The 18,450-nt window shown below is 61.6% G+C and carries 15 protein-coding genes and 2 tRNA genes; 11 read left to right on the top strand and 6 right to left on the bottom strand.

Annotation, left to right across the window (positions count from 1 at the left end):
- Window positions 1-329: 329 nt before the first annotated feature.
- Together C483_RS11810 and C483_RS11815 are read right to left on the bottom strand one after the other, a co-directional pair.
- Window positions 330-402 (bottom strand) — tRNA-Asp (locus C483_RS11810).
- A 630-nt stretch (window positions 403-1,032) separates the two neighbouring features.
- Window positions 1,033-1,105, bottom strand: a tRNA-Asp gene (locus C483_RS11815).
- A 394-nt stretch (window positions 1,106-1,499) separates the two neighbouring features.
- On the opposite strand from C483_RS11815, the gene C483_RS11820 reads away from it, so the two are divergent.
- From C483_RS11820 to C483_RS11860, 9 genes are all read left to right on the top strand, one after another.
- Window positions 1,500-1,727: a DNA-directed RNA polymerase subunit H gene (locus tag C483_RS11820; RefSeq protein WP_004267310.1), complete on the top strand. Its 228-nt coding sequence runs from the start codon at window positions 1,500-1,502 to the stop codon at window positions 1,725-1,727.
- Complete coding sequence (locus C483_RS11825) at window positions 1,728-3,308, top strand: DNA-directed RNA polymerase subunit B'' (RefSeq protein WP_006653590.1); 1,581 nt, start codon at window positions 1,728-1,730, stop codon at window positions 3,306-3,308.
- A gap of 6 nt (window positions 3,309-3,314) precedes the next feature.
- Window positions 3,315-5,144, top strand: a complete 1,830-nt coding sequence (rpoB, locus tag C483_RS11830; protein WP_006653591.1) for a DNA-directed RNA polymerase subunit B — start codon at window positions 3,315-3,317, stop codon at window positions 5,142-5,144.
- A 7-nt stretch (window positions 5,145-5,151) separates the two neighbouring features.
- Complete coding sequence (locus C483_RS11835) at window positions 5,152-8,082, top strand: DNA-directed RNA polymerase subunit A' (RefSeq protein ID WP_006653592.1); 2,931 nt, start codon at window positions 5,152-5,154, stop codon at window positions 8,080-8,082.
- Window positions 8,075-9,274 carry a DNA-directed RNA polymerase subunit A'' gene (rpoA2, locus tag C483_RS11840; RefSeq protein WP_006653593.1) on the top strand — a complete coding sequence of 400 codons (1,200 nt, stop codon included), beginning with the start codon at window positions 8,075-8,077 and terminating at the stop codon, window positions 9,272-9,274. Before C483_RS11835 ends, rpoA2 begins: the two co-directional genes overlap by 8 nt.
- Before the next feature lie 3 nt (window positions 9,275-9,277).
- A complete protein-coding gene (locus C483_RS11845) occupies window positions 9,278-9,772 on the top strand; it encodes a NusA-like transcription termination signal-binding factor (protein WP_006653594.1) in 495 nt (164 codons plus the stop codon).
- A 131-nt stretch (window positions 9,773-9,903) separates the two neighbouring features.
- A complete protein-coding gene (locus C483_RS11850) occupies window positions 9,904-11,100 on the top strand; it encodes a lactate 2-monooxygenase (RefSeq protein WP_006653595.1) in 1,197 nt (398 codons plus the stop codon).
- Window positions 11,101-11,299: 199 nt separating this feature from the next.
- A complete protein-coding gene (locus C483_RS11855) occupies window positions 11,300-11,728 on the top strand; it encodes a 30S ribosomal protein S12 (protein ID WP_004267302.1) in 429 nt (142 codons plus the stop codon).
- Between the two features lie 2 nt (window positions 11,729-11,730).
- A complete protein-coding gene (locus C483_RS11860) occupies window positions 11,731-12,339 on the top strand; it encodes a 30S ribosomal protein S7 (RefSeq protein WP_006653596.1) in 609 nt (202 codons plus the stop codon).
- 157 nt (window positions 12,340-12,496) lie between these two features.
- Here the strand turns inward: C483_RS11860 and C483_RS11865 are convergent, their stop codons facing one another.
- Window positions 12,497-13,258, bottom strand: coding sequence for a DUF5781 family protein (locus C483_RS11865; protein ID WP_006653597.1), 762 nt, complete (start codon window positions 13,256-13,258; stop codon window positions 12,497-12,499).
- A 215-nt stretch (window positions 13,259-13,473) separates the two neighbouring features.
- On the opposite strand from C483_RS11865, the gene C483_RS11870 reads away from it, so the two are divergent.
- Window positions 13,474-15,660 (top strand): elongation factor EF-2, encoded by a 2,187-nt coding sequence (locus C483_RS11870; protein ID WP_006653598.1) that lies wholly within the window; start codon window positions 13,474-13,476, stop codon window positions 15,658-15,660.
- A gap of 169 nt (window positions 15,661-15,829) precedes the next feature.
- On the opposite strand, the gene C483_RS11875 is transcribed toward C483_RS11870, so the two are convergent.
- The 3 genes from C483_RS11875 to C483_RS20470 form a co-directional block, all read right to left on the bottom strand.
- The gene (locus C483_RS11875) at window positions 15,830-16,180 is read right to left on the bottom strand and encodes a HalOD1 output domain-containing protein (RefSeq protein ID WP_006653599.1); all 351 of its coding nucleotides are present in this window, start codon (window positions 16,178-16,180) and stop codon (window positions 15,830-15,832) included.
- A 2-nt stretch (window positions 16,181-16,182) separates the two neighbouring features.
- Entirely contained in the window at window positions 16,183-17,031 is an 849-nt protein-coding gene (locus C483_RS11880) for a DUF7344 domain-containing protein (protein ID WP_006653600.1), read from the bottom strand.
- A 193-nt stretch (window positions 17,032-17,224) separates the two neighbouring features.
- Window positions 17,225-17,371, bottom strand: coding sequence for a hypothetical protein (locus C483_RS20470; RefSeq protein WP_006653601.1), 147 nt, complete (start codon window positions 17,369-17,371; stop codon window positions 17,225-17,227).
- A gap of 142 nt (window positions 17,372-17,513) precedes the next feature.
- Here C483_RS20470 and C483_RS11885 point away from each other — a divergent pair, with 142 nt between their 5' ends.
- Window positions 17,514-18,440, top strand: a complete 927-nt coding sequence (locus C483_RS11885) for an alpha/beta hydrolase (protein WP_006653602.1) — start codon at window positions 17,514-17,516, stop codon at window positions 18,438-18,440.
- The last annotated feature ends 10 nt before the right edge of the window (window positions 18,441-18,450 follow it).

The following is an 18,450-nucleotide window of genomic DNA, read 5'->3' on the forward strand; positions in this document are numbered from 1 at the left end:
CCTCTCGCTCACGAAGTAGGAATCGAAGAAACGCCCGAGGCGGGATTTGAACCACCTGAACTCGCTCGCTGTGCTCGCTCGTTCCGTCATTCAAATCCCGGTACTGTCGCTCTTCGATTCAGGATGTTCGCGACACGGTTTCACCGGTCGCTCACGGATCAGAACTCGAAGAAGCGCCCGAGGCGGGATTTGAACCGGAGCCAGATGTGCTCGCTCTCACGCTCGCTGTGCGCGACTGGCAGGGTTCAAATCCCAGTACTGCTGTCCTTCGATTGAGTGTGTTCGCGACACAGCTACGCTGGTCGCTCACGAAGTAGGAATCAAAGAAACGCCCGAGGCGGGATTTGAACCCGCGTCACGACCGTGACAGGGTCGTATGATGGGCCACTACACCACCCGGGCTTGCAATACTNTTTGAACCCGCGTCACGACCGTGACAGGGTCGTATGATGGGCCACTACACCACCCGGGCTTGCAATACTTGGTTTCCCGCTCGGAGTATTAAGGGTTTTGTTCTCTTCTTGCCGTGTGTGGGAATATTGACCACTCGGTGTACTCGAGTACCGCTGCCTACGACGTGTCCTGCAATCGAAGGCCACAGTTGTCGTACCTGCTGTCCACGCTGCATAGCGTAGCAAACAACTCACTGCTACTGGTCAGTACATCGACACGGTGGCGGTGCCGGATTGCGACACTCGGCAGTTCAGCGTTGTCGTCAGAGAGTAGCTGATCGGTGACGATTCTCATCAACACCACACACACCTAAAACCGTATTTGAACCACGGTCGAAACAGGTTGCTTTCCGGTTCAAATCCCTATTGCCGTTTTCTCGAACACAGCATACTCGCAACACAGCACGCTGGTTGCTCGTGAGTTTGAGTTCGAGAAAACGCCCGAGGCGGGATTTGAACCACCTGAACTCGCTCGCGGTGCTCGCTCGTTCCGTAGTTCAAATCCGGTGCTGCCGTTCTTCGATTCAGCATGCTCGCGACACCGCTACGCGGGTCGCTCACGAATCAGGAATCGAAGAAACGCCCGAGGCGGGATTTGAACCCGCGTCACGACCGTGACAGGGTCGTATGATGGGCCACTACACCACCCGGGCTTGCAATACTNTTTGAACCCGCGTCACGACCGTGACAGGGTCGTATGATGGGCCACTACACCACCCGGGCTTGCAATACTTGGTTTCCCGCTCGGAGTATTAAGGCTTTCCAATCGAACCCACTGTGGTACGGGGAATCGCCACACAATCCGGCCCCACATCGTCAAATCATGGTGGTAATTGACACGACCCACAAGGGATTTAACTGAGAATCGGCTATTCACACTCGTGATCGTTCACACCGGTCAGGCCCGCCCGGCCGGATAGCGATGCTTCTGAGCCGAGTTAGTAACCGTTAAATGCCTGCCGCCGCTACCTCGCTGTAGTATCTCGTGACAGCCGCTTCTCTCCCAATAGCGCACACGCACATCACTGACCCCAACCAGACCAATACATGGTAGACGTAAGCCAACACGAACTCGTTCCAGACCACTCCGTCCTCGAGGAGGACGCACTCGAGGAGGTGCTCGACGAGTACGACATCGACCGTACCGATCTGCCAAAAATCAAACGTAACGACCCCGCGCTGCCGGACGATGCGGCGGTCGGCGACGTCATCAAAATCGTCCGAAACTCACGTACAACCGATCAGGCCGTCGTATACCGACTTGTGGTGGAATAAATGGCAATGGAACTTGACCGAGACAAACGACGGGACATTTCGCGCGAATACTTCTCGAGAGAACGGCTCGCAGAACATCACTACCGCTCCTTCAACGCCTTCCTCAACCGGGGGATGCAGGAGGTCGTCGACGAGAAGGCGACCATCGATACGGACATCGGTGACAAGGAAGGCGAGGAGCCGGTTCACGTCGAACTGGGCGACGTTCGCGTCGTCACGCCCCGCGTTCGCGAGGCAGACGGCTCCGAGGAACTGCTCTATCCGCAGGAAGCCCGACTCCGTAATATCACCTACTCTGCGCCGGTCTTCATGGAGATGTCCATCGTCAAGGGCGAGGAGGGCGATCAGCGCGTCGTCGACTCGACCGAGACGAAGATCGGCCGAATGCCGATCATGGTCGGCTCCGATAAGTGTAACATCGCCGGCTTCTCGGACGAAGAACTGATCGAGATTGGTGAGGACCCCGCCGACCCCGGTGGCTACTTCATCGTCAACGGCTCCGAGCGCGTGCTGATGACCAGCGAGGACCTCGCACCGAACAAGATCCTCGCGGAGTACGACACCAAGTACGGCGACGAGATTCAGGTCGCAAAGACCTTCTCCCAGCGCCGTGGCTACCGCGCGCTCGTTCTCTGTGAGCGTACCCGCGACGGGCTGCTCGAAGTGTCGTTCCCCTCGGTCTCCGGCTCGATCAACTTCGTGACGCTCGTGCGTGCCCTCGGCCTCGAATCGGACGAGGAAATCGTCCACAAGGTCTCGAACGACCCGGAGGTCGTCAAGTACATGCTCGAAAATCTGGAGGAAGCGGAGGTCCAGACCGAGGAAGAGGCCATCGAGGCACTCGGGAAGCGCGTCGCCTCGGGCCAGGGCAAGAACTACCAGCTTAAGCGAGCCAACTACGTCATCGACCGCTATCTCCTGCCACACCTCCACGAGGAGGGTGTCGAGGAGGAAGACGTTCGGATCAACAAGGCTCACTACCTCTGTCGGATGGCCGAAGCCTGTTTCGAACTCGCGCTCGGGCGACGCGAGGCCGACGACAAGGACCACTACGCCAACAAGCGCCTCAAGGTGTCGGGCGACCTGATGAAGGACCTGTTCCGGACAGCGCTTAACAAGCTGGCACGTGACGTGAAGTACCAACTCGAGCGCGCGAACATGCGTAATCGGAATCTCTCCGTCTCGACTGTCGTTCGCTCGGACGTGCTGACCGAGCGACTCGAGCACCCGATCGCGACAGGTAACTGGGTCGGTGGCCGCTCTGGGGTTTCCCAGCTGGTCGACCGCACCAACTTCATGGGCGTTCTCTCTCACCTTCGCCGACTGCGCAGCCCACTCTCGCGCAGCCAGCCCCACTTCGAAGCACGGGACCTGCACGCGACACAGTGGGGTCGCATCGGGCCGTCGGAAACGCCCGAGGGACCGAACTGTGGCCTCGTGAAGAACTTCGCGCAGGCGATGGAGCTCTCCCAGAACATCGAGGACGAACAGGGGCTCAAGCGGGAACTGGCCTCGATGGGGGTCGAGGGCATTCCCGGACTCGAGGGCATCGAACGATCGACATCCACTGCAGACGACTGATCTACAATGAGCAGCCAACAACGAGAAGCCAAAGTCTACGTCAACGGGTCGCTGGTGGGAACACACCCCGATCCGCACGAGCTAGCCGAACAGATCCGCGAAGCGCGACGCATCGGTGACGTCAGCGAGATGGTCAACGTCTCCGTTAAAGAGCGCACCCGAGAAGTCATCGTCAACGCCGACGCGGGCCGCGCTCGCCGCCCGCTGCTCGTCGTCGAGGACGGCGAGCCACGGATCTCCGAGCAGGAGATCGAGGCGCTTCGCGACGGTGATCTCGAGTTCGAGGATCTCGTCGACCACGGCTACGTCGAGTTCATCGACGCCGAGGAGGAAGAGGACATCTACGTCGCCGTCGAGGAGGACGATCTGACCGCGGATCACACGCACCTCGAAATCGACCCACAGCTGATCTTCTCGATCGGCTCGGGGATGATTCCGTACCCGGAACACAACGCGTCGCCGCGAATTACGATGGGTGCAGGGATGATCAAGCAGTCGCTGGGGCTGCCGTCGGCCAACTACCGAATTCGGCCGGACACGCGCCAGCACCTGCTTCACTACCCACAGCTCTCGATGGTCAAGACCCAGACCACGGAGCAGATCGGCTACGACGACCGCCCTGCGGCACAGAACTTCGTCGTCGCCGTGATGAGCTACGAGGGGTTCAACATCGAGGACGCACTCGTCATGAACAAGGCCTCGGTCGAACGCGCACTCGCTCGTTCGCACTTCTTCCGCACCTACGAGGGCGAGGAGCGACGGTATCCGGGCGGTCAGGAGGACCGCTTCGAGATTCCGTCCCAGGACGTCCGCGGTGCGCGCGGTGAGGAAGCCTACGCGCATCTGGACGAGGACGGCCTCGTCAACCCCGAGACGGAGGTCGACGAGAACTCCGTCCTGCTCGGGAAGACGAGTCCACCGCGATTCCTCGAGGAGCCGGACGACATGGGCGGTCTTTCGCCACAGAAGCGCCGTGAAACCTCCGTCACGATGCGCTCGGGAGAGAGCGGCGTCGTCGACACGATCACGCTCATGGAGGGCGAGGACGGCTCGAAGCTGTCGAAGGTCTCCGTGCGCGACGAACGGATTCCGGAACTCGGCGACAAATTCGCATCCCGGCACGGCCAGAAGGGTGTTCTTGGCCACCTCGCACCGCAGGAGGACATGCCGTTCACCGAGAACGGCGTCGTCCCCGACCTCGTGCTCAACCCGCACGCGCTGCCATCGCGCATGACCGTCGGACACATCCTCGAGATGATCGGCGGCAAACTCGGCGCGATGGAAGGCCGTCGCGTCGACGGGACGCCGTTCCTCGGCGAGGACGAGTCGGCACTGCGCGAGGGACTCGAGGAAGCCGGCTTCGACTCCGCGGGTAAGGAGACGATGTACTCCGGTGTGACCGGCGAGAAGATCGAGGCTGAAATCTTCGTCGGGATCATTTTCTACCAGAAGCTCTACCACATGGTCTCGAACAAGCTGCACGCCCGTTCGCGCGGGCCGGTGCAGGTCCTCACTCGCCAGCCGACCGAGGGTCGTGCCCGCGAAGGTGGACTGCGTATCGGGGAGATGGAGCGCGACGTCTTCATCGGTCACGGTGCTGCGATGACGCTCAAGGAACGACTGCTCGATGAGTCCGACCGCGAGTTCATCAACGTCTGTGGCCAGTGTGGTATGAGTGCAGTCGAGAACGTCGAACAACGGCGTGTCTACTGTCCGAACTGCGAGGAGGAGACCGACATCCACGAAATCGAGATGAGCTACGCGTTCAAGCTCCTCTTAGACGAGATGAAGGCACTAGGTATCGCGCCGCGACTGGAACTGGCAGACGCCGTCTAAGATCACAATGCGAAACAGTACACCAAAAGACATCGGATCAATCAACTTCGGGCTCATGGAGCCCGAGGAGTACCGGGAGATGAGCGCGACGAAGATCATCACCGCCGACACCTACGACGACGACGGCTTCCCAATCGACATGGGGCTGATGGACCCACGTCTCGGCGTAATCGACCCCGGACTCGAGTGCAAGACCTGTGGGAAGCATTCGGGCTCGTGTAACGGCCACTTCGGTCACATCGAACTCGCCGCGCCCGTCATCCACGTTGGCTTTACGAAGCTCATCCGCCGGCTGCTGCGTGGCACCTGCCGTGAGTGTTCGCGGCTGCTGCTGGTCGAGGACGAGCGCGAGGAGTTCCAGGACCAGATCGAGGAGTCCCGAAAGCTCGGCCGTGACCTGAACGACGTGACGAAGGCGGCGATCCGTCAGGCACGCAAGAAGGACCGCTGTCCGTTCTGTGGCGAGGTGCAGTACGACATCGACCATGAGAAGCCGACGACTTACTACGAGGTTCAGCAGGTTCTGACCAGCGAGTACTCCCAGCGCATCGCCGGCGCGATGCAGGGCGACGAGGAAGCCGGTATCGAGCGAACCTCGCCGGACGAACTCGCCGCGGAGACGGAGATTGACCTCACCCGGATCAACGAGATCCTCTCGGGGTCGTTCCGTCCGCGTGAGAGTCAGCGCGAGGCCATCGAGAAGGCACTCGACATCGACCTTACCGAGGAGGACACGAACAAGCTGATGCCCTCGGACATCCGGGACTGGTTCGAGAACATTCCGGACGAGGACATCGAAGTGCTCGGCATCGACGCTGACCGTTCGCGGCCGGAGTGGATGATCCTCACTGTCCTCCCCGTCCCGCCGGTCACCGCGCGTCCGTCGATTACGCTCGACAACGGCCAGCGCTCCGAGGACGACCTCACCCACAAACTGGTCGACATCATCCGGATCAACCAGCGGTTCATGGAGAACCGTGAGGCAGGAGCGCCACAGCTGATCATCGAGGACCTCTGGGAACTGCTGCAGTACCACGTCACCACGTTCATGGACAACGAGATTTCGGGGACGCCGCCGGCCCGACACCGCTCCGGGCGGCCGCTCAAGACGCTCTCCCAGCGCCTGAAGGGCAAGGAGGGTCGCTTCCGTGGCTCGCTGTCCGGGAAGCGTGTGAACTTCTCTGCGCGTACCGTCATCTCGCCGGACCCGACCCTTTCGCTGAACGAGGTCGGTGTCCCGGACCGCGTCGCAAAGGAGATGACCCAGACGATGAACGTCACCGAGCGAAACGTCGAGGAGGCTCGACGCTACGTCTCGAACGGTCCCGAGGGTCACCCTGGCGCAAACTACGTGCGCCGACCCGACGGCCGCCGACTGAAGGTGACCGAGAAGAACTGCGAGGCACTCGCAGAGAAGGTCGAGGCCGGCTGGGAGGTCAACCGACACATGGTCGACGGCGACATCGTCATCTTCAACCGTCAGCCGTCGCTCCACCGGATGTCGATCATGGCCCACGAGGTCGTGGTCATGCCGTACAAGACGTTCCGCCTGAACACCGTCGTCTGTCCGCCGTACAACGCCGACTTCGACGGCGACGAGATGAACATGCACGCGCTCCAGAACGAGGAGGCTCGCGCCGAAGCGCGCGTCCTTATGCGCGTCCAGGAGCAGATCCTCTCCCCGCGCTTCGGTGAGAACATCATCGGTGCGATTCAGGACCACATCAGCGGGATGTACCTCCTGACCCACGACAACCCGCGGTTCAACGAGACGCAGGCACTCGACTTGCTGCGTGCAACCCGGATCGACGAACTACCGGAGCCAAGCGGCATCGACGACGAGGACCAGCCGTTCTGGACCGGCTACGACGTCTTCTCCGAACTCCTGCCAGACGATCTGAACCTCGAGTTCACCGGCACCATCGGCGAGCCTGTTGTCATCGAAGACGGCCAGCTCATCGAGGGAACCATCGCCGAGGACGAAGTCGGCGAGTTCGGCGGCGAGATCGTCGACACCATCACGAAGATCTACGGCAACACTCGCTCGCGGATCTTCATCAACGAGGTTTCGACGCTCGCGATGCGCGCCATCATGCACTTTGGTTTCTCGATCGGGATCGACGACGAAACCATCCCAGGCGAAGCGCAGTCTCGCATCGACGAGACGATCGAGGACGCGAACGACCGCGTCGAGGAACTCATCGAGGCCTACGAGAACAACGAACTCGAGTCCCTCCCGGGCCGGACGCTCGACGAGACACTCGAGATGAAGATCATGCAGACGCTCTCGCGTGCGCGTGACAATGCCGGTAACATCGCGGACGAGCACTTCGACGACGAGAACCCGGCGGTCGTCATGGCCAACTCCGGTGCGCGTGGGTCGATGCTCAACCTGACGCAGATGGCCGGTGCAGTCGGTCAGCAGGCAGTTCGGGGTGAGCGGATCAACCGCGGCTACGAGGACCGGACGCTCTCTCACTACAAGCCGAACGACCTCTCGGCTGAGGCCCACGGCTTCGTCGAGAACTCCTACACGTCGGGGCTGACCCCGCGGGAGTTCTTCTTCCACGCGATGGGTGGCCGTGAGGGTCTGGTCGACACGGCAGTCCGGACCTCGAAGTCCGGCTACCTGCAGCGTCGCCTGATCAACGCGCTCTCGGAACTCGAAGCGCAGTACGACGGTACGGTTCGGGACACCTCGGATACGATCGTTCAGTTCGAGTTTGGCGAGGACGGCACCTCGCCGGTGAAGGTCTCTTCGGGTGACGACAACGACATCGACGTCGAGCAAATCGCAGATCGTGTGCTCGATTCGGAGTTCGCCTCTGAGGCTGAGAAGGAAGAGTTCCTCGGCACGAAGCGCCAGCCGACGAACCTCTCCGAGTACGCCGATACTCGCTTTGTCGAGGAGACAGAGGAGGTGACCTCCGATGACTGAGGTCGACTACGCCGTCGACGACGACATGATCGCCGTCGTCGAGGACAGCGACCTGCCACGTCGACTCAAGGACAACGTCTACGAGACGCTCGAAGACCGCGGCGACGCGACCGTCGAGGACGCAGACGAACTCGCGAAGGCGGTCGAAGCCCGCTACGTCGACACGCGTGTCGAGCCGCTCGACCCCGTCGGCACCGTCTCGGCACAGTCGATCGGTGAGCCGGGGACGCAGCTGACGATGAACACGTTCCACTACGCGGGGGTCGCAGAGATCGACGTGACCCAGGGACTGCCGCGGCTGATCGAACTGGTCGACGCCCGGAAGACCCCGGATACGCCGATGATGACGGTCTATCTCGAAGACGAGTTCGCGACGGAGCGCGAACGCGCCCACGAGGTCGTCTGGAACATCGAGGCGACGAAGATCCTCGCGCTGGGTGACGTTTCGACGAACGTTGCGGACATGCGCGTTCAGATCTCGCTCAACCGCGATACCTTAGAAGAGCGGATGATCACGCCCGAGGAGGTCGCCGAGATCATCGAGGACAACCTCGGTGTGAGCACGGTTCAGCAGGGGACTGACATCCAGTTCGGACCTGAAGAGCCATCCTATCGCGACCTGCTCCAGCTCGTCGAGGAGCTTCGCGAGATCACGTTCAAAGGAATCGAGGAGGTCTCTCGCGTCGTTATCCGCCGCGAGGAGCTGGACGACGGCGACGAGCAGTTCGTCCTGTACACCGAGGGATCGGCGTTCGGCGACGTCCTCGAGATCGAGGGCGTCGACGCCTCTCGGACGACGTGTAACAACATCCACGAGATCCACCGCAACCTCGGCATCGAGGCTGCCCGTGAGGCCATCATTGAAGAAACGAACAACACGCTCGCAGAGCAGGGGCTCGACGACGTGAACGTCCGCCACCTGATGCTGGTTTCGGACATGATGACCAACCGTGGCGAGATCGAGTCGATCGGCCGCCACGGTATTTCGGGTTCGAAGGACTCGGTTCTCGCACGCGCAGCGTTCGAGGTGACGGTTAACCACCTGCTGAACGCGGCGATCCACGGCGAGATCGACGAACTCGACGGCGTCACGGAGAACGTCATCGTCGGTAAACCGATCAAGCTCGGGACCGGAGACGTCGACCTCCGGATGGGGTCGACCAGCCCCGAAAGCGGCGGTCAAGCAGACTAATCGATGGCGGTTACCCTCGACGACGACGCGCGTCAGTACCTCGCGACGTTCGAGGAGGTGACGGGCGCGGACGGGACCGATTGCATCCTCGACGGCGGCCGGACTGACGCCGCCGACGAGGGCGAGGACGCCGGTGCCGGCAATGGCGGCTCCGCCGGTGAGAGCACTGCCGACCGGCTGATCATCGTCGTTGCAAGCGGCCAGATGGGCGAAGCGATCGGCCCCGAGGGACGGACGATCCAGCGCTTCGAAGATCGGGTCGACCTGCCGGTTCGACTCGTCGAGAACGCGGCCGACCCGGAAACCTTCGTCGCGAATACGTTCGCGCCGGCGGCGGTATACAACGTGACGATCAGCGAGAACAACGACACCGTCGCCTACGTCGAGGTCGCAGACGCCGACCGCGGTATCGCGATCGGGACGAACGGCCGCACGATCGACGCTGCACGCCGGCTCGCAGAGCGTCACTTCGACATCGACGATGTCCAGCTCACCTGACGCCACGTCAACACGCAAACCTGGCGCACCTCGACACGCAATTCACATCGACACGCCGTGGAAGGCTCACACCCTACACGACGTATGCGTTGGTGCCAAGCTATTTTCTGTCGCACTGTGAACGGGACTCTATGAGCGACGAGCAAACACCGCCGTACGGCCGCGAACGGCTGGTCGAAGTCTACACGCAGGGGATGCTCGCCGACACCACTCCATCGATACCACCGCGTTTTGAAGACCTCGAGGCTGCCGCTCGCGAGGTACTCGAGTCCGACGCCTACGCGTACGTCGCGGGGAGCGCGGGCGCGGAACGGACCGACCGGGAGAACCAGACGGCGTTCTCGAAGTGGCGACTCGTGCCTCGGATGCTCCAGGGTGTCGACAATCGCGACCTCTCGGTGACGCTGTTCGGTGAGCGCTACCCAGCTCCGATTGCGCTGGCTCCCATTGGCGTGCAGTCGATCCTGCACGAGGACGGTGAACTGGGGTCGGCACGCGCCGCAGCCGATCTCGGCCTCCCCTTCGTTCAGAGTTCGGCGTCGACGGAGCCACTCGAGTCCGTCGCCGAGGCGAGCGGCGATGAGCCGGCGTGGTTCCAGCTCTACTGGAGTTCGAACCGCGACCTCACTCGGAGCTTCGTCGAGCGTGCTGAACAGGCAGGGTACGAAGCCCTCGTCGTCACCGTCGACACGCCGGTGATCAGCTGGCGCGAACGCGACATCGAGCAGGCGTACCTCCCGTTCCTCGACGGCGAGGGTGTCGGGAACTACTTCACGGATCCCGTCTTTCGCGACCTGGTCGGCGCACCGCCCGAAGAGAACCAGGATGCCGCAGTCATGCAGTTCGTCGACGTCTTCGGCGACGCCTCGCTCACGTGGGCCGATCTCGAGTGGCTCCGCGGCGTAACCGACCTGCCGATTCTGGTCAAGGGAATCGTCCACCCCGACGACGCACGGCGTGCACTCGAGTCCGGCGCGGACGGCGTGATCGTTTCGACGCACGGTGGTCGGCAGGTGGACAATGCGCTGCCTGCGATCGAGGCGCTGCCGCGAGTGGTCGACCATCTGGAGTCAGAAGGCTACGGCGACACACCGGTGTTGTTCGACAGTGGGATTCGCCGTGGTGCAGACGCCGTCGTGGCGCTGGCACTCGGTGCGGAGATGGTGTTGCTCGGCCGACCGTACGTCTACGGACTGGCGATCGACGGCGAGGACGGTGTTCGCGAGGTCTGTCGGAACCTCCTGGCGGATTTCGATCTGACGATGGGGTTGTCGGGACAGGCCTCGGTTGCAGACCTCGATCGGTCGCTGTTGGTTGAGTCGCACTGATCGGCGTTGGCGTGATTGGGAGCACCCGCGTTCGGAAACCTCTCGTCCGCCGAGGGTCGCTACGCCACGCTCTGGCCGTAACTCGAGATCGTAAAACGGCCTCAGATTCGGCGAGCGGGGTGCGTCGAGCGCTCTCGTGGCGTAACGTCGAATCCAAACAGGGACGCTTAAGTGGCTCCGACGGATAGCGACGGGTACTATGGCAAACGGCAAATACGCCGCGCGCAAGCTCAAGAAGGACCGCCAGAACCAGCGGTGGTCCGACTCTGACTACGCGCGCCGCGCTCGTGGCCTTCGCGAGAAGTCTGACCCACTCGAGGGAGCACCACAGGCACGCGGTATCGTCCTGGAGAAGGTCGGTATCGAAGCAAAGCAGCCAAACTCGGCGATCCGAAAGTGCGTCCGAGTGCAGCTGATCAAGAACGGAAAGCAGGTCACCGCGTTCTGTCCCGGTGACGGTGCAATTTCGTTCATCGACGAGCACGACGAAGTCACCATCGCCGGTATCGGTGGGGCGAAGGGTCGTGCGATGGGTGACCTCTCGGGTGTCAACTACAAGGTTGATAAGGTCAACGGCGTCGCGCTGAAAGAGCTCGTACGCGGGAACGCGGAGAAACCGGTTCGATAATCATGGCTGCAGAAGATCAACCAGACCCAGACGCCCCAGCCGGCGGCGCAGACGTCGGCGCACAGCTCTTTGGCACGTGGGAAATCGACGAGATCGCCTACGAGGACCCGTCGACCGAACGCTACATCTCGGTGACGCCGGTCGCACACACCGCCGGTCGCCACGCGAGCAAGCAGTTCCAGAAGTCCCAGATCTCGATCGTCGAGCGCTTCATCAACCGCTTGATGCAGACCGAGGATAACACGGGTAAGAAGCAGCAGACGCTCAACTTCGTCCGTGAGGCGTTCGAACTCATCCACGAGCGCACCGAGGAGAACCCGATTCAGATTCTCGTCACGGCTGTCGAGAACGCTGCTCCACGTGAGGAGACCGTCCGCCTGAAGTACGGTGGCATCTCCGTTCCAAAGGCCGTCGACGTCGCGCCACAGCGTCGCGTCGACCAGGCCCTGAAGTTCCTCGCCGAAGGCGTCCACAACAACTCGTTCAAGTCGTCCACGTCGGTTCCAGAGGCGATCGCCTCCCAGCTTACCGGCGCGGCGAACTACGATGTCCAGACCTACGCAGTCAGTCAGAAAGAAGAAAAAGAGCGCGTCGCGGCGGCTGCCCGCTAACGTCGGTTTCGTTTCGTTCGACTGGTCCAGTCGAGTTCGGACCGTCGACACCGACTATCTTCTCTCGCGTTCGACACTATCTGTTCGAGAGCTGTAGCGACAGCACCGGTAGTCGGTGTGAGCGTCGAACGCATGGTGGACTCGGAGCGCAACCGTCTCAGTCTGCGGCCGCCGAGTTCGAATCGACGTATGAGCGCGTCGCATCGACGAGCACTTTCCGGTACGTGCTCGCATCGGTTTCCCGGCCGAGTTCGCGAAAGCGACGGCGAAACGCCATCGTATCGACAGCGGGTGCGTCCATCGCGGCCGCGTGTGCAAGGTCGTAGAGGCGATGGCTCTCGTCCGGGTCGACGAGGTCGTGGCGCTCTGCGAGTGCGAGCGCGAATGCGGCGTTGACGGCCGTAATGTCCGGATCGGCACTCGCGGAGAGCCGTTGGAGTCCCGGTCGCGATGGGGTGTCCGGTCGGTCCGCGACCGCTGCTGCGAGGCTGGACTCGAGAAAGGAGAGCAGTTTCTCGCCGGGGCCGACCGAGAGCGTGATGTCGTCGGCGTAGATGTCTTTCATGTGGTTCGCGATCTGGTGGCAGTGTGAGAGTTTTCGGCGCTCGACGGACTTGCCAGCCAGCGCGAGGTAGAGGACTTCTTCGATGGACTGGGTGTGAGACGGATGGTCCTCTTCGTATCTGGCCATGTGGGCGAACTCGTGGAGGGCGAGTTCGCGGGCCATCGCACTGGAGGCGGCCTGCCGTGAGATGTTGAGGACGTGGCGGTCCTCGTAGTGGCCGGCCCAGGTTCGCTCGTCTGGATCATCGCGCAGGCGCACGTAGACCGGAAGGGAGAGATCGTGCTCGGTTTCGAAGAGGTCCCGGGCGCTGAGAAATGGGGAGGTCGGACCCGGCCCCTGAATACGAATGTCCATGTGCAAGAATAGCAAGGGCTGTGGCGGTATGTCTCTTACGCCGGTTCGTGTTTCGTGTGAATCAGTCGGACGGCCGTTGTCGCAGCTCACTTGCTTGGTGCATGTTATTCACTCACGCAAAATGGATATTCACCGCTGCGGACGGGGATACGCGTCGGATTCTGCCGGCGACGAAACACTACCCTTTTGACCCCGCTAGCGGTAATGAGGGGTATATGGGCCGACGCAAGAAGATCGTCCAAGAGTGTGAACGGTTGATGGACGAACCGGAGAACATCCGGAACATCGCCATCGCCGCTCACGTCGACCACGGAAAAACGACCCTTTCTGACAACCTCCTCGCGGGTGCAGGCATGATCTCTGACGAGACTGCCGGCGAACAGCTCGCGATGGACACGGAGGAAGACGAGCAGGAACGTGGGATCACCATCGACGCGGCAAACGTGTCGATGACCCACGAGTACGACGACACCAACCACCTGATCAACCTGATCGACACGCCGGGCCACGTCGACTTCGGTGGCGACGTGACGCGTGCGATGCGTGCCGTCGACGGTGCGCTCGTCGTCGTCGACGCCGTCGAGGGTGCCATGCCGCAGACCGAAACGGTCCTGCGCCAGGCACTCCGCGAGGGCGTCAAGCCGACCCTGTTCATCAACAAGGTCGACCGCCTGATTTCGGAACTGCAGGAAGGACCAGAGGAGATGCAACAGCGTCTCGTCTCCGTCATCGGCGACGTCAACGAACTCATCCGCGGCATGACCGAGGACATGGACGACGTCGACGACTGGACTGTCTCCGTCGAAGACGGCACCGTCGGCTTCGGATCCGCCCTCTACAAGTGGGGTGTCTCGATGCCGTCGATGCAGCGCACCGGCATGGACTTCGGCGACATCATGGAACTCGAGCGCAACGACGAGCGCCAGGAGCTCCACGACCGGACGCCGCTGTCGGACGTCGTGCTCGACATGGTCTGTGAGCACTTCCCGAACCCAGTCGACGCACAGCCACGCCGTGTCCCGCGTATCTGGCGCGGTGACGACGAGTCCGAACTCGCAGAGGGTATGCGTCTCGTCGACGAGTCCGGCGAAGTCGTCTTCATGGTCACCGACATCGGAATGGACCCACACGCCGGCGAAATCGCCTCCGGTCGTGTCTTCTCGGGCTCCCTCGAGAAGGGCCAGGAGCTGTACGTCTCCGGGACCGCGGGCAAGAACCGCGTCCAGTCCGTCGGGATCTACATGGGTGGCGAGCGCGAGGAAGTCGAGCGCGTCCCAGCAGGTAACATCGCAGCCGTCACCGGTCTGCGTGACGCCATCGCCGGCTCGACCGTCTCCTCGGTCGAGATGACGCCGTTCGAGTCCATCGAGCACATCTCCGAGCCCGTCATCACGAAGTCCGTCGAGGCACAGAACATGGACGACCTGCCAAAGCTCATCGAGACGCTGCGCCAGGTCTCCAAGGAGGACCCGACGATCCAGATTACGATTAACGAGGACACCGGCGAGCACCTGATCTCCGGTCAGGGTGAACTTCACCTCGAGGTCATCACCCAGCGTATCGAGAAGAACCAGGGCATTCCGGTCATCACCGGTGAACCGATCGTCGTCTACCGCGAGCAGCCACAGCAGGCAAGCCCGGAAGTCGAAGGCATTTCGCCGAACCGTCACAACCGCTTCTACATCTCCATCGAACCGATGACGAACGACCTCGTCGACACGATCAAGCTCGGCGAGGCCTCGATGGACATGCCAGAGCAGGAACGCCGTGAAGCCCTGCAGGACGCCGGCATGGAGAAGGATGCGTCCCAGAACGTCGAACACATCCACGGGACGAACATCCTCATCGACGACACGAAGGGTATCCAGCACCTGAACGAGACGATGGAACTCGTCATCGAGGGATTCGAGGACGCCCTCGACAACGGCCCGCTCGCAAACGAGCCAGTGCAGGGGACGCTCATCCGTCTGCACGACGCCCGTCTCCACGAGGACACCATCCACCGTGGTCCGGCACAGGTTATCCCTGCAACCCGTAACGCGCTTCACAACGCGCTGATCCACGGCAAGATCAAGCTGCTCGAGCCGATGCAGGACGCCCGTATCGACGTGCCAAACGACCACATGGGTGCCGCCTCCGGCGAGATCCAGGGTCGTCGTGGCCGCGTCGACGACATGTACCAGGAGGGAGACCTCATGGTCGTCGAGGGTATCGCACCCGTCGGCGAGATGATCGGCTTCGCGAGCGACATTCGCTCCGCAACCGAGGGTCGTGCCTCCTGGAACACGGAGAACGCCGGCTTCGAAGTCATGTCTGACTCGCTCCAGCGTGAGAAGATCATGGAGATCCGCGAGCGCAAGGGCATGAAGCTCGAACTGCCGGAAGCGATCGACTACCTCTAAGACTGGGCCGTACTGGGACTTGTCACAGCGTCCCAGCTCCCTGTCGTTCATTTTTTGCACTGCTGACCGAGACCACACTGAGACCACGGTGAGCCGCTATGGTATCCAGCCCGTTGTTCTACGCCGACTGCGCTGCTGGGAAACTATCGGCTGTCTGTTCTACCGGCCATCAGCCGCTGTTTCTGTTCCTCTCTTCAGTGTCGCTCTCTGTCGTCATTTGAACGTGAACCGTCGTTCGAGTGACGGTAACAGCACAGCCGCTGTAGGTGAACGAGAGTTCCGCTTGCACTGTGTCGGGTGTCTTCTCGTACAGTTCGTCCAGTTGCGTCGGATCGATGACGGTGTACAGCGGTTCGAGATCCAGTATGGGTATGTTCGTGAGCGCGGCCACACCGCGAACGACCGTTTCGCTCGGTAATCGACCGTCGGTAATCTCGTACGTCGACTGTGTGGCTGCCGGTTCCGGTTTTCCCTCACTGTCGTCGCCGTTGCCACCGTCGGAGCGAAGTTTATCAGTCATCGTTACAGTTCAAACGGCAGTTCACCGCTGAAGTGGTCGCTCTGGTAGTCCAGATGATCGAGGCGCGGACCGAGTAGTTCACGGACGAGCACGACAAGCGGATTGGTCTTTCCCTCGCCGATCATCGCCGTCTCTGTCTTCGAACCGGTCGCCATCGGTTTGTCTCGTAGCGAGAGCATCACCTTATCGCGGTCGGCAACGATGAGCCGGCTGATCCGTGGATACCGCGAGGGTTCGTTCATCCAGTCGAGTTGTGGCTCCCAGAGTGTCGTCTCGGGGATGTGTTCCCGGAAGAACTGCCGGACAGCTGGGTTTTGCGATCCGACGCAGAACTCGACGCCCCGGTCTATCGCCTGTGTCGCGTGAGAGAGACAGTCCTCGTCGAGGAGGTCGTCGGTCCTGTAGATAAGAAAGAGCTCATCTTCAGCTCGGTCGGCCAGTTCGCGGCCATAGTCGTAGACCGCTCCCTCCCCTTCGATCACGCCGATCGCATCCGTATCGGCGCTCCGTCGCCCGGTAAACCGCGAGAGAAACTCGTCGATCAGATCGATCGTCACCCACTCCGGATCGATCGCGTCGCCTCGAGTCAACACGAGATTCTCGTCTGCGTCGTACTCGACCAGGCCAGCCTCGTCGAGCTGTGGGAGTTGCCTGTGGTGCAACGCGACCGTGGTCCGTTCGAATTCCCTGTCGTAAGTCGCGGCATCGACCACCGTCGTATCCCGCTCGACGAGTTGCTGTGTGAGTTCGTCGACGGTGAGCGGACCCGACACGTCGTCCAGACAGGAGAGGATCGCACGGTTCTCTGGATCAGCGAGCAGTCGAACGATCTGTTCCTCGGGTATTGCCATAGATCGGTTTCGGTTGTTGGATAGATAAGAGTACTCGCCTATTTTGTTTTCTGTTCAACAAACGAAACTCTCGTTGTCTGATGACGCTTCCGGTACGTTCGGAGCAGACGTTCACGGCACGATGGACTCGAGTACACGGTGTCGTTCAGAGGGGTGGGCAGTCAGGTGGTCAGGTGGTCAGACGGTCGGGCGGTCAGGCGGTCAGCAGTCTCGCGAAGAAAGGAACCATCGTACAGAGTGCGAGCAGCGCGAACAACCACGGTGCGAGAACGACGCTCATGGTGGCGAATCCGAGCCCAACGACCGAGGCGAGGAGTTTCTGCGTGAAATCGATGTCCATACTCGGTACTCGTGCTCGTGCTTGTGATCGAATCACACTCCCGTACTAATACTCCTTCTATTTTGACAGAACCTCGGTCATACCGCGACACGTTTACGAGTTAACGTCGGATTTTATTAATAACTCGGACGACCATCGTACCATGGGATTAGCACAGCACGAAGTGACCGCAGACGACGGAACGGCACTGAATCTCTGGGAGCTGTCAGCGGATCGATCCGACGCCGCCGTCCTGTTTGTACATGGCGCGTTGACGTGTTCTCGCGCGCTGTTCGCTCCACCAGTCGCCGGTGACGACTCGTACTCGTGGCTTCACGCGGCGGCCAACGACCGAACCGCCTTCGCGCTCGACGTTCGTGGGTACGGAGATAGTGACCTCCCAGCAGCACTCGAGGAACCGCCCGAAGCGAACGGGCCACCGGTTCGTGCGACTGACGCGGTCCGAGATATTCGGGCGGCAGTCGAGTTCGTGAGCGATCGGTTCGAGACGGTTCATTTCGTCGGCGTCTCCTGGGGGACGATAACAGGGGGACTGTACCTCGCCGAAAACGATCCTGATCTCGCCTCGGCGACGCTGTGTGCACCGGTTTACAAACCCGAGTACGAGTTCGAAGTCGGCATGCAAGGGTTCGGACTGGAGACGGATCTGGACGCCTACTTCGTCGAGCGGCGCGAGGAGGTCGAAGCGAGACAGGATCCCGATAACGAAGCGTTGTTCGAGGCGGTCTGGAACACGCAGGTCGAATCGAATCAGGGTCTGGAAGACGGTGAGGGGTACCTCGCTCAGACTGGTGCACTCGCCGACGTTCGAGAGGGCTGTGAGGGGAATCCGGTGTATGACGCCAGCGAGGTCGACTGTCCGACGCTCGTCGTCCGAGGCTCAGACGACCAGGTCGCCGGTCGTGGCGACGCGCTGGCGCTGTACGACGAACTGTCGCTCCCGAACGACCACAGGGAGTACGCCGAGATCGGCGGCGGCGACCACTTCGTCATGCACGGCGCGCGCCGGCACACGCTGTACGACCTGGTCGATACGTATCAACGCAGACACGAGGACGGTGCGGTCTGAAGCACTCGGT

It is taken from the genome of Natrialba hulunbeirensis JCM 10989 (assembly GCF_000337575.1).
Classification (GTDB): domain Archaea; phylum Halobacteriota; class Halobacteria; order Halobacteriales; family Natrialbaceae; genus Natrialba; species Natrialba hulunbeirensis.